This window comes from Aggregatibacter sp. 2125159857, assembly GCF_017798005.1.
Lineage (GTDB): Bacteria > Pseudomonadota > Gammaproteobacteria > Enterobacterales > Pasteurellaceae > Aggregatibacter.
In genome coordinates this window covers 306,005-318,349 of the sequence record NZ_CP072548.1, presented here as the reverse complement: position 1 = coordinate 318,349, position 12,345 = coordinate 306,005, and the positions used below count along the sequence as shown (strand labels likewise).

At 44.0% G+C, this 12,345-nt stretch carries 7 protein-coding genes and 1 pseudogene; 2 read left to right on the top strand and 6 right to left on the bottom strand.

Annotation, left to right across the window (positions count from 1 at the left end; translation table 11 throughout):
* Positions 1-116: 116 nt before the first annotated feature.
* Complete coding sequence (gene pyrG, locus J5X96_RS01585; RefSeq protein WP_021616990.1) at positions 117-1,751, bottom strand: glutamine hydrolyzing CTP synthase; 1,635 nt, start codon at positions 1,749-1,751, stop codon at positions 117-119.
* Between the two features lie 90 nt (positions 1,752-1,841).
* On the opposite strand from pyrG, the pseudogene brnQ reads away from it, so the two are divergent.
* A pseudogene (gene brnQ, locus J5X96_RS01580) lies at positions 1,842-3,296 on the top strand (branched-chain amino acid transport system II carrier protein).
* A 286-nt stretch (positions 3,297-3,582) separates the two neighbouring features.
* Positions 3,583-4,431 (top strand): RNA polymerase sigma factor RpoH, encoded by an 849-nt coding sequence (gene rpoH / locus J5X96_RS01575; RefSeq protein ID WP_209363936.1) that lies wholly within the window; start codon positions 3,583-3,585, stop codon positions 4,429-4,431.
* Between the two features lie 204 nt (positions 4,432-4,635).
* Here rpoH and mutS read toward each other — a convergent pair whose 3' ends face one another.
* The 5 genes from mutS to J5X96_RS01550 form a co-directional block, all read right to left on the bottom strand.
* Entirely contained in the window at positions 4,636-7,236 is a 2,601-nt protein-coding gene (gene mutS / locus J5X96_RS01570) for a DNA mismatch repair protein MutS (protein WP_209363934.1), read from the bottom strand.
* A gap of 189 nt (positions 7,237-7,425) precedes the next feature.
* On the bottom strand, positions 7,426-9,492 hold the full coding sequence (gene glyS, locus J5X96_RS01565) for a glycine--tRNA ligase subunit beta (RefSeq protein WP_209363932.1): 2,067 nt from the start codon (positions 9,490-9,492) through the stop codon (positions 7,426-7,428).
* Between the two features lie 46 nt (positions 9,493-9,538).
* Positions 9,539-10,009 carry an OsmC family protein gene (locus J5X96_RS01560; protein ID WP_209363930.1) on the bottom strand — a complete coding sequence of 157 codons (471 nt, stop codon included), beginning with the start codon at positions 10,007-10,009 and terminating at the stop codon, positions 9,539-9,541.
* 658 nt (positions 10,010-10,667) lie between these two features.
* Complete coding sequence (locus J5X96_RS01555) at positions 10,668-11,033, bottom strand: endonuclease domain-containing protein (protein ID WP_209363928.1); 366 nt, start codon at positions 11,031-11,033, stop codon at positions 10,668-10,670.
* Between the two features lie 5 nt (positions 11,034-11,038).
* Positions 11,039-12,304, bottom strand: coding sequence for a histidine-type phosphatase (locus J5X96_RS01550; protein WP_209363927.1), 1,266 nt, complete (start codon positions 12,302-12,304; stop codon positions 11,039-11,041).
* Between the last annotated feature and the right edge of the window lie 41 nt (positions 12,305-12,345).

The following is a 12,345-nucleotide window of genomic DNA, read 5'->3' as shown; positions in this document are numbered from 1 at the left end:
GGTCGAACAGCAAAATCACTGTTCGGCCTTTTCTGTTGTTTCTTGGCATTTTAAATCCATCATAGAAAGCACAAAGGCAGGTTACCCTGCCTTTTTTCTTATGTTTTAAAAAGCCACTAATCAGATTTTTTCTGATTCTCTTTTGCCGCTTTCACAAAGCCTTCGAATAATGGATGCCCATCACGTGGCGTAGAGGTGAATTCCGGGTGGAATTGGCAAGCGACAAACCAAGGGTGGTTCGGCACTTCAATGATTTCCACCAGTTTTTTATCAGCAGATAAACCGGTTACTTTCAAGCCGGCTTTTTCAATTTGTGGAAGTAAGACATTATTGACTTCGTAACGGTGACGATGACGTTCTTCGATAGTTTCGGCACCATATAATTTGCGTGCTAAACTGCCTTCCACTAAATGGCATTTTTGTGCGCCAAGACGCATGGTGCCGCCTAAATCCGATTTATCGCTGCGAACCTCAGTCTTGCCGTCGGCATCTTGCCATTCGGTGATTAACCCGACTACCGGTTGTTCACAAGTGCGGTCAAATTCGGAAGAGTTTGCATGGCTCATGCCGGCAACATTACGGGCAAATTCGATTAACGCCACTTGCATCCCTAAGCAAATACCTAAATACGGAATGTTGTTTTCACGCGCATATTGGGCAGTCAGAATTTTGCCTTCGACACCGCGATAGCCGAAGCCGCCCGGTACTAAAATACCGTCTAAGCCTTTTAAGATATCAACACCTTTGGTTTCTACATCTTGTGAGTCGATGTATTTGATATTTACACTCAAACGATTTTTCAAACCGGCATGTTTTAACGCTTCGTTTACGGATTTATAGGCATCCGGCAATTCGGTGTATTTACCCACCATACCGATAGTGACTTCGCCCGTCGGGTTGGCTTGTTGATACAACACTTGTTCCCATTCGGATAAATCGGCTTCCGGGCAAGTTAAGTGGAAACGATTGCAAATGAAATCATCCAATCCTTGAGATTTCAAGAGTGCCGGAATTTGGTAAATGGAAGACACATCTTTTAACGAAATCACCGCGCGTTCCGGCACGTTGCAGAATAACGCAATTTTGGCGCGTTCATTTGGCGGAATCATGCGGTCGGAACGGCAAATCAGCACGTCCGGTTGAATTCCGATGGACAACAATTCTTTCACAGAATGTTGCGTCGGTTTGGTTTTGACTTCGCCGGCAGTCGGAATATAAGGCACAAGCGTTAAGTGCATGAAAATAGTGCGTTCACGTCCTACTTGTACGGCAAGTTGGCGCAAGGCTTCCAAGAACGGGAGCGATTCAATATCGCCCACGGTGCCACCCACTTCTACGATGGCTACATCATGCCCTGCGGCGCCATCAATCACGCGCGCTTTGATTTCGTTGGTAATGTGTGGGATCACTTGAATGGTCGCGCCAAGATAGTCACCGCGACGCTCTTTGCGTAACACTTCGGAATAGATTTTACCGGTGGTGAAGTTATTACGCTTGGTCATTTTGGTGCGAATAAAACGCTCATAGTGACCTAAATCCAAATCGGTTTCTGCACCGTCTTGGGTCACGAAAACTTCACCGTGCTGGGTTGGGCTCATGGTGCCCGGATCGACGTTGATATAAGGGTCAAGTTTCATGATCGTGACGTTCAAGCCGCGCGCTTCTAAAATCGCGGCAAGTGATGCTGCTGCAATGCCTTTACCAAGCGAAGAAACTACGCCGCCTGTGACGAAAATATAATTGGTAGCCATAAGAAACCTATTTGTTGCTATTGGGATGGATGGAAAATTAGGATAAATATAATCTATCAAGACGGGAGCGTAGTTTACAACAAAGGCAGAATGAACTCAATTGCCGAACAGAGAATTACAGGAAAAGTGCGGTCAAATAATACAATGTTTTTTATGTGTTTTTCATCGTTTCGTTACGAATAATCAGGCTTTTATAGTAGAATCCGAAATGCGTCTTTATTTTATTACCGAAGAGAAACGACTATGTTTTCACGCAAAGATATTCTTGTTTTAGGCATGATGATTTTCGCCCTGTTTTTAGGCGCAGGAAACATTATTTTTCCGCCGATGGAAGGCTACACGGCAGGGCAACATTGGGCAACAGCCGCCTTGGGATTTGTGCTCACCGGCGTATTAATGCCGTTTATCACGCTGGTTGTGGTGTCTGTGTTAGGTCGTGGCGAAGAACTCACCCGCGACCTTCCCAAATGGGCAGAGGTCTTATTTTTAGCCACCTTGTATTTGGTCATTGGTTCTACGTTTGCGATGCCACGCATTACCAACGTGGCATACGAAATGGCATTTGTACCACTTGATATAGTGGCAGACACGTCAGTAAATCACCTGATTTTTGCGGTAGTCTTTAACATTATTGCCATGTTGTTTATGTTAAAACCAAACACCATTATTTCCAGCGTGGGCAAATTTATGACCCCTGCCTTATTGGTATTATTGGTCGTGGTCACAGTGACAGTCTTTATGTCTCCGTTGTCTGAGATTGCCGCGCCAAGTAAAAGCTATGCGGACAGTTCAGCATTGACCACCGGTTTAATTAGCGGTTATCAAACCATGGATGTCTTGGCAGCGATTGCTTTCGGCGGCATCGTAGCTCGTGCGTTAAGCGCAAAAAATATCACCGAACCGAAAAAAATCATGCGTTACACCATATCCGCCGGTGGCATTTCAGTGGTTTTATTAGCCGCACTTTATTTCTCCCTTTTCTATCTTGGCGCAACCAGTGACCAAGTGGCGCAAGGCGTCAGCAACGGCGGTCAAATTTTTTCTCGTTATGTAAACGTGTTATTTGGCAAAGAAGGCTCTTGGCTCATGTCCGGTATCATCTTCTTGGCAAGTTTAACCACCTTAGTGGGCGTGACCAGTGCTTGTGCTTACTATTTCGCTAAATTCTCTAACCGCTTGCCATATTCTTTCTGGGTGGTGGTGTTTACTGTCATGACGACCATCATTTCCGAAAACGGTTTAACGAAATTATTACAAGTCACCATTCCGGCGTTGTTATTAATTTATCCGGTAGCAATCATGTTGGTCGTGTTGCAATTCGTCCGCGCTAAATTACCTTGTGTGAAATTAACCTATCGTGCCACCATTGCGATAACGGTGTGTTTTAGTCTGTGCGATAGCCTAAATAACGTAGGGTTATTATCTGATGGCATGAAACAATTCCTTAGCCATTTCCCTTTATATAATAATGGCTTAGCATGGTTAGTGCCGGCATTAGCGGTGATGTTCTTGACTATGTTGGTGGGCAAAAAACGTGCTGCGTAATTCTTTTTTCAGCAAGCATAAATAAAGAAAACAGGCAAAAGATGACTCACAATCGAATCCAGTTCGATTGTTCGCACCAGTGGCGCCGTTGGCAAAGCCAACGTTAAAAATCCATCGGATTTTTTGACCGCACTTTTTTTAGTCAACAAAAGAACTTTTAGGCTAAAAATAGGTCATACTAACCGTGAAATGATCGAATTCAATCGTCCAAACCGATTGAAATTCTGATGAATTATGTTATAACTGAGCTTAATCAAGCTTGGTGATGTCAGTAAGAAGGAAGATGATGGATAAAGAAACTCAAACTATGGTGTTAGTTCCCCAAGGAAGCTTAGAAGCCTATATTCGCGCAGCGAATGAATACCCGATGTTAACGGCGGAAGAGGAAAAGGAACTTGCGGAACGTTTGTATTACCACGAAGATATTGAAGCGGCAAAAAAACTCGTGTTATCTCACTTGCGCTTCGTTATCCATGTTGCCCGTGGCTATTCCGGTTATGGCTTGCCACAAGCGGATTTAATTCAAGAAGGCAATATCGGTTTAATGAAAGCGGTTAAGCGTTTTAACCCGGAGGTCGGTGTTCGCTTAGTGTCTTTCGCCGTGCATTGGATCAAAGCGGAAATTCACGAATACGTTTTGCGTAATTGGCGCATTGTGAAAGTCGCGACGACCAAAGCGCAACGTAAGTTGTTCTTTAATCTACGTAAAACCAAACAACGCTTAGGTTGGTTTAATGAAAACGAAGTGGACATGGTGGCGAATGAGTTAGGCGTTTCTCCGCAAGATGTGGTGGAAATGGAATCGCGCATGACCGGAGCGGATGTCACCTTTGATTTACCAACCGATGATCATGATGAAGAAACCTATGCACCGGCATTATACTTGGAAGATAAAAGCTCCAATTTTGCAGCGGAATTAGAAAATGAAAACTACGAAGCACAAGCTACCGACCGACTTGCTGTCGCTTTGGATAACTTGGATGCCCGTAGCCAAGACATTATCAAAGCCCGTTGGTTAGATGAAACCAAAGCTACGTTGCAAGATTTGGCAGCAAAATACAATATTTCTGCCGAACGCGTTCGTCAGCTCGAAACCAACGCACTGAAAAAATTAAAAACCGCAATAAGTGTCTAATTTACCGATATCAAAAAACCGACAGCCATGTCGGTTTTTTTATTGGATTCTCAATGAAAAATGTCTCAGAAATCAATCACAATCGAATTGAGTTCGACAGTTCGCTATAATGGAGCCGTTGGCAAAACCAACGCTCAAAATCCGTTGGATTTTGTGACCGCACTTTAAGATGAAAATGACCGATTTATTCGAAAATCACTAATATCACCCTTTCACCATTTTCTTTAACTGATACAAATAGGCCAATGCCTGTTTTGGACTTAATTCATCTGGATCTAATTCTTGTAACATATTCAATAACATCGCCTTATTTTCATCTTCCGCCTGATCAAATGCTAATTCACCTTGGCGTTGATTTAATAAACGCAGATCCTGAATCTGTTGATTGGTGTTTTGCTGTGACAGTTTTTCTAATTGTGCCAGTTTTTGTTTAGCGAGCTTGATGACTTGTTGTGGCACACCTGCCAAGGCAGCGACGGCAAGACCATAGCTTTTGCTGGCAGCACCTTTCTGCACGGCGTGCATAAAAGCGATGGTGTCATTATGCTCAATGGCATCTAAATGAATATTACCGATGCCTTGTACCTGTTCCGGCAGTACCGTGAGCTCAAAATAGTGGGTAGCGAATAAGGTTAAAGAGCGAATTTTCTTCGCCAACCACTCAGCACAAGCCCAAGCGAGGGACAAACCGTCGTAAGTGGAGGTTCCACGGCCGATTTCATCAATTAACACCAAACTTTTGTCTGTTGCTTGGTGCAGAATATTTGCCATTTCTGTCATTTCTACCATGAAGGTTGAGCGTCCGGAAGCGAGATCATCAGAAGCACCGATACGGGTAAAAATACGATCAACAGGGCCAATTATCGCACTGTCTGCCGGTACGAAACTGCCCATGTACGCCATTAAGGTAATCAGCGCTGTTTGGCGCATATAGGTACTTTTACCGCCCATATTTGGGCCGGTGATAATGAGGAAATGTTGCTGTTCCGTAAGCTCTGTTGGGTTGGCAATAAACGGTTCCTTCAACACTTGTTCCACCACAGGGTGACGGCCGTTTTGAATATGAATGCCCGTTTGTGCCGATAAGGTCGGCGCCACATAATTCAGGCTTTCCGCCCGCTCCGCTAAATTGGTGAGCACATCCAATTCAGCTAATGCCAAACCAGCGAGCTGTAAGTCACCCAAGTGCGGTAATAATTGGTCGAAAATTTCATCGTATAGCTGCTTTTCCAGCGCCAAAGAAGCGCCTTTTGCTTTCAGCACCTTATCTTCATAGGTTTTCAATTCAGGAATGATATAACGTTCGGCATTTTTTAAGGTTTGACGACGTACATAATGAATCGGCGCTTTATGGGCTTGCCCTTGGCTAATTTGAATGTAATAACCGTGCACCGCATTGAAACCTATTTTTAAGGTATCAATACCGGTGCTTTCCCGTTCCCGCTGTTCCAGATCTTCCAAATAACGGGTGGCCCCGTCGGCTAATTCACGCCATTCATCCAATTCTGCATTGTAACCTGCCGCAATAACGCCACCATCACGAATTAACACCGGTGGGCTGTCAATAATCGCTCGTTGTAACAGATCAAATTGTGCCGAAAAATCACCTAGCTGCTGATAAAGTGCGGTCATTTTGGCGGATGTTTTTTCAGCCAACCGATTTTTTATATAAGGAATCTGCTCTAAAGCGGTACGCAATCGGGTTAAATCACGCGGACGGGCGGTGCGTAACGCCACGCGGGCCAAAATGCGCTCCATGTCACCCACTTGTTGCAAATAAGGTTGCAAATCCGCCACTACATCCTGTTCTAAAATCGCCCCAATGGCTTGTTGGCGTTGTTTGAGTTTTGCCACATCACAAATCGGCTGATGAATCCATCGTTTGAGTAAGCGACTACCCATTGGGGTGACGCATTTATCCAATACCGCCGCCAACGTGTTTTCCGTACCGCCCGCCAGATTTTGAGTGAGCTCCAAATTGCGACGGGTTGCCGCGTCCAACTGAATATTTTCGCTGTGGTGAATGAGATGAATGCTTTGAATATGCGGCAAGGCGGTGCGTTGCGTTTCGCGTGCGTATTGCAATAAACAACCGGCGGCACATAAACCCAGAATCGCTTTTTCAACACCGAATCCGCGCAAGTCTTTGGTATTAAATTGATGGCAAAGCTGCTGAATGGCGGTTTTTAGCTCGAATTCCCAAATAGGGCGACGACGCAAACCTTTAGCGTGTTCGATTAGGTGAAAATCAGCGAAATCCTCACAATAAAGCAATTCTACCGGCGCGATGCGTTGTAATTCCGTTTGCAAATCCGCTTTGGATTGCGGTTCGCATAGCTGAAAACGACCGGACGTCATGTCTAAGGTCGCCAAACCGAAGTGATCGTTTTCCTGATACACCGCGGCAATGAGGTTGTCTTGCCGTTCCGGTAACAACGCTTCATCGCTCACCGTGCCCGGCGTGACAATGCGCACAATTTGGCGTTCAACAGGGCCTTTCGCCGTATTCGGATCACCGATTTGTTCGCAAATGGCGACAGACTCCCCTAACTGCACCAACTTCGCTAAATAGCCTTCCACCGCGTGATAAGGCACGCCTGCCATAGGAATTGGCTGCCCTGCAGATTGTCCGCGTTTAGTCAACGAAATATCCAACAGTGCGGAGGCGCGTTTCGCATCGTCATAAAACAGCTCGTAAAAATCGCCCATGCGATAAAATAACAAAATATCCGGATTCTCCGCTTTGAGTTGCAGATATTGTTTCATCATTGGTGTATGCTGTTCGAAATTCTCTTTTGACATCATAATGTTAGCACTATTATTGGATTAATTAGGAAGAAATCGCCTGACATCACGGGTTATCAGCGGAATCGCATATAATGCTTTGCGATAAGCGTATGAAAACAAAACACCCGCAGAATCAAGCCTCTGCGAGCGTTTCTTAACATTCGGCAAACGCCATTGAATCGGCAACGCTGCCATAAAGCACAGGCGTTATTGCAACAACGAAATATCCGCCACCTGTAAGAATAACCCTTGCAACGTGTTCAAAATAGCTAGGCGGTTTTGACGCAATTTGGCATCCTCCGCATTCACCATCACATTATCAAAGAAGTTATCCACCGGTTGACGCAAGCCGGCGAGTTTATCCAACACTGCCGTATATTCTCCTTGTGCGATTAATGGCTGAACCTCTTTCGCCAAACTTAACACGCTTTGCGCAAGCACTTGTTCTGCCGGTTCAACGCATAGCGCCACATCAATTGCGCCAATGTCGCCTTCCGCTTTCGCCAAAATATTCGCTACGCGTTTATTGGCGGCTGCCAAAGCTTCCGCAGAATCAAGTGTACGGAAATGTGAAACCGCACGCACGCGTGCATCAAAGTCAGCCGGACGGGTTGGACGACGCGCCAATACCGCTTGAATCACATCCACCGCGATGCCTTCATCTTGATACCACGCACGGAAACGACCGAGCATGAAGTCCACCACATCGGAAACCACGTTTTGATTCGTGAGTTTATCACCGAAAAGTGCGGCTGATTTTTTCACTAAATCTTCTAAATCCAGTGGTAAGTTTTTCTCAACGATAATACGCAATGCACCTAATGCTGCACGACGTAATGCAAATGGGTCTGCGCTGCCTTTAGGTGCTTGTCCGATACCAAAGATACCCGTCAAAGTGTCAAATTTATCCGCCAAAGCGACTGCACTTGCCACTAAGGATTTCGGTAACTCATCTCCCGCAAAGCGTGGCATATATTGTTCGTTTAACGCCACCGCCACTTCTTCGTCTTCACCATCGTGACGAGCATAGTGCATGCCCATTACACCTTGCGTATCGGTGAATTCGAACACCATGTTGGTCATTAAGTCACATTTTGACAGTAAGCCGGCACGTTTTGCTTTCGCTTCATCTGCACCGATTTGTTTTGCAATTTCGCCTGCAAGTTGCTCAATACGGTCAGTTTTGTCTTTCAATGTACCCAATTGTTGTTGGAATAACACGGTTTCTAAACGTGGTAAACGATCAACCAGTTTTTGTTTTAAGTCAGTTTTGAAGAAGAATTCCGCATCGGTTAAACGTGGGCGAACCACTTTTTCGTTCCCTTCGATAATCGCGGTTGGATCTTCAGGGTTGATGTTAGAGACAAAAATAAAGTGCGGTAATAATTTGCCGTCTTTATCATAAATTGGGAAATATTTTTGGTCGCCTTTCATAGTGTAAACCAAGGCTTCCGCAGGCACTGCTAAGAAACGTTCTTCAAATTTAGCCGCTAAAACGTTTGGATATTCCACCAACGAAGTCACTTCCTCAAGCAAGCTTTCTTCAATGTCCGCTACGCCGCCAAGTGCGGTCGCTTTTGCTTGAGATTTTGCCAAAATTTCTGCTTTACGTTCGTTGAAGTCCGCTACCACAGACCCTTTTTCACGCAATAATTGCGGATATTGGTCGGCATGTTGAATTTCAAATTCTTTCTCGCCTAAGAAACGGTGGCCGCGAATGGTGCGCGCACTAGCCACACCTAAAATTTCGCCATCGATTAACTCATCGCCTAATAACATAGTCACCGTGTGAACCGGACGGATAAATTGCACGGTTTTGTCAGCCCAACGCATTGGTTTTGGAATTGGCAATTTCGCCAACGCATTAGCCACAATGCCGTTCAGTAAGTTTTTAGTCGGCTGACCTTCAATTTTTGCACGGTGAACAAGCCATTCACCTTTATCGGTTGCAATGCGTTCTGCTTGCTCCACAGTAATGCCACAACCACGCGCCCAACCTTCTGCCGCTTTAGTCGGTTTGCCTTCCGCATCAAAAGCAGCTGACACTGCCGGCCCACGTTTTTCGATTTCTTTGCTCGGTTGTTGTGTGGCTAAGTTCAACACTTTCACCGCCAAACGACGCGGTGCCGCAAACCATTCGATTTTATCAAATGATAAACCCGCTTGGTTTAATTCCACTTCGACGTTATCCGCAAAAGAGGTTGCTAATGTTTTGAGAGCTTTTGGTGGCAGCTCTTCTGTGCCGATTTCTACTAGGAAGTTTTGGGTTGTCATTTTGTTTTCTCTGGTAAGGTGCAATTTGGCACCATTTTATTTTAATTTAATCTTTTTCAATAATAGCTTCACATTTCACTGGAAAATTAAGTGAATTTGCAATAAAACACGCGTGATGTGCATTTTCATGTAATGCCAATGCCTTAACAGCATCCGACTCGCTTGAAATTCTCACACGAGGTTTTAATGTTGCCGAAATAAAGCGTCCTGCATGCTCAGAACTGCCTTCATCCATAATCGCTATTGCTTCATCACGGTATTCTTGCACAATAATGTTATTAACGGCACAAAAATGTAAATACCATAATTTATGACAGGCAGAAATGGAGGCTAATAACATATCTTCTGGGTTCCAACGTGTTTTATCACCACGAAAAGCTGGATCAGCAGAACCTAAAATATTGGGTTTATTCAATGCCGAAGCAATAAAATCCCGCTCATACGCAGTATAAGAAGAAGTGCCCCGCCCTAAATTTCCAACCCACTCTACGGTAGTTTGATAAATATGTTGCTTCATTATATTTTCCGTTATCTCTTATAGCGTATGTAAATTAAGAAATTCATGTCTTATTTGATTATTTTCTTCGTTTTCACTTCTGCCAAATCTCCCCTACCCCTCTTTGCTAAAGAGGGGATTGGATCTTTGCAGAGTTAAATATCTATGTTCTACTTTAATGTTTTTTGAAAGCAGATAATTTAATCTCTATTGAAATTAAAATGTAAATGAGCCCGATACTATCAATTTACTAAAGAATTTCCCCTCTTTAGCAAAGAGGGGTAGGGGAGATTTACTCGCTTCGCTCGCACTTCGTGCCGTTGCTAAAGCAACGTTCAAACGCAAGCGTTTGTGGCAGATATTAATCCAACCTCATACTCAATCAGCCCTCATATTCTAAAATATAAATAGCCCACTACTATCAATTTACTCAAGAAATCCCCCTCTTTAACAAAGAGGGGTGGGGGAGATTTACTCGCTTCGCTCGCACTTCGTGCCGTTGCTAAAGCAACGTTCAAACGCAAGCGTTTGTGGCAGACGTTAATCCAACCTCTATACCTCAATCCGTCATCACATTCTCAAAATATAAATAGCCCACTATTATCAATTTACTAAAGATTTCCCCTTCTTTAGCAAAGAGGGGTAGGGGAGATTTGGCAGCGCTACTTAACGCTCATACTCAATCAACCCTTACATTCTCTAAAAACAAATAAATCTGCTCTACTACCGCTTCAATTTCACGCATGACTTCATCATTGCTAAATCGCATCACCATAAAACCAAGTGAATTTAATTCTGCATCTCGCAATGCATCCTTTTCCTGATAATCAGGTTCATAATGCTGACTACCATCTAATTCGATAATCAGCTTTGCTTTCGCACAATAAAAATCAACGATATAACTTAAAAGTGGCTTTTGTCGATTAAATCGAAAACCTAATAATTGATCTCGATTGATGCGTTGCCATAGCTTTCTTTCCGCATCCGTTTGATCCACTCGCAATTTCTGCGAATTCTCTTTTAAGTATTTTTCATAGGGTTGCATGAAAGCTACTTCTTGCCGTTCTCAATCCCTTCACTCAACACCTGTTGAAACCGCTCATAATCACAAAAGCCATTTTCATCTTTTTCACAGCCTTTGAGGGTTAATGCTGTTTGGTTTGGTGGTGTCGCTAAGCTTAATGGCGTGATGTTAATCAGTTGTTCGGTGGTTTGATAAACATAATCCAACTTAAATTTGAGCTTGCCACTTGGTTTGTGCTTCCACACTTCAAACAGCAACTTGCCACCGATTGGGATATTTTCCAATGAATCATCCAACTCATAAGGCTCAACGCCTAGTGCCGCAAGCAACGCAACAATATTCGAATCGTGTCCAACTAATAAGTTAATTTTGTTTTCACTGTTTAACTGTTGCTGAATAAATGCCAATAATGGATACGAGACATTTTGTGCTAACGCTTCGTTGTTTTTAAATAACGTGCGGTAATATTCGTTTTTAATTTCGTTAATTGCACGCCATTTTTCTTGGCTATCCACGCGGCCGTTTGCGATTTCTGCATCAGGTTTGCCCACATAATGGGCGAGCAATAATGCGCTGACAATTTTCTTCCCAGTGCTGATAGAACCAGTAATCTTGACCGACTTGCCGTCTTTAATACTATACTCACCGATTTTTCCACCTAAATCACATTCGCCTTTTTGCAAGCAGTTTGGTGAGTTTTTGTAATCGATGATCTCACTTAATAGCGCATAATTCGGCGCTAATTTTTGCTGTAAAGCGGTTAAATCAACGTTATTTTTTGCCGATTCAATCAAGGCTTGACTTGGATTGTGCACTTGGGTGTTAAAAATCGGATCTTTTTCTGAACCAATTTTACCGTGATGTTGCAATTGAACATTACAGCCCGCAAATGCACTAGAAACAATCGCTTGCCCTGTTGCAATGGTGCGTTGCACACCATTTGCATAAGCAAAAATGCCTTCGCCCGATGCACAACGTTCTGTTGTTAGTAACCCTTTATCTGCAAGCCATTGACCTAAATACTGTCCGAAATAGGTTTCTAACACCGTCCCTTTTGCCGTGAGATGGCCGGATGGCACATCCCATTTCGCCCACGTATAGGGGGAATATTTTGCCATTTCCTGTGGATCTTTTTCCACCGGCGAGCGCAATCCATGACGACTAAAAATCAAGACTTTCTCAAGTTCATACTCTGCACTCGGTGTATTTGGGCGATGTTCCTCGGCAAATACACTGCCCGCCAAGGCAGAACCAAGCAAAAGTGCGGTCAGAATTTGAGGTGTTTTTTTCATCTTTTTTACCTTCCTAAATAAGAATAATTCGATAACCGCAC

Bases quoted from the DNA above. Each gene is read 5' to 3' on its own strand.
- J5X96_RS01560 (WP_209363930.1), bottom strand. From the start codon at position 10,009: ATGAAGCAACATATTTATCAAACTACCGTAGAGTGGGTTGGAAATTTA.
- J5X96_RS01550 (WP_209363927.1), bottom strand. From the start codon at position 12,304: ATGAAAAAAACACCTCAAATTCTGACCGCACTTTTGCTTGGTTCTGCC.
- mutS (WP_209363934.1), bottom strand. From the start codon at position 7,236: ATGATGTCAAAAGAGAATTTCGAACAGCATACACCAATGATGAAACAA.
- rpoH (WP_209363936.1), top strand. From the start codon at position 3,583: ATGGATAAAGAAACTCAAACTATGGTGTTAGTTCCCCAAGGAAGCTTA.
- glyS (WP_209363932.1), bottom strand. From the start codon at position 9,492: ATGACAACCCAAAACTTCCTAGTAGAAATCGGCACAGAAGAGCTGCCA.
- J5X96_RS01555 (WP_209363928.1), bottom strand. From the start codon at position 11,033: ATGCAACCCTATGAAAAATACTTAAAAGAGAATTCGCAGAAATTGCGA.
- pyrG (WP_021616990.1), bottom strand. From the start codon at position 1,751: ATGGCTACCAATTATATTTTCGTCACAGGCGGCGTAGTTTCTTCGCTT.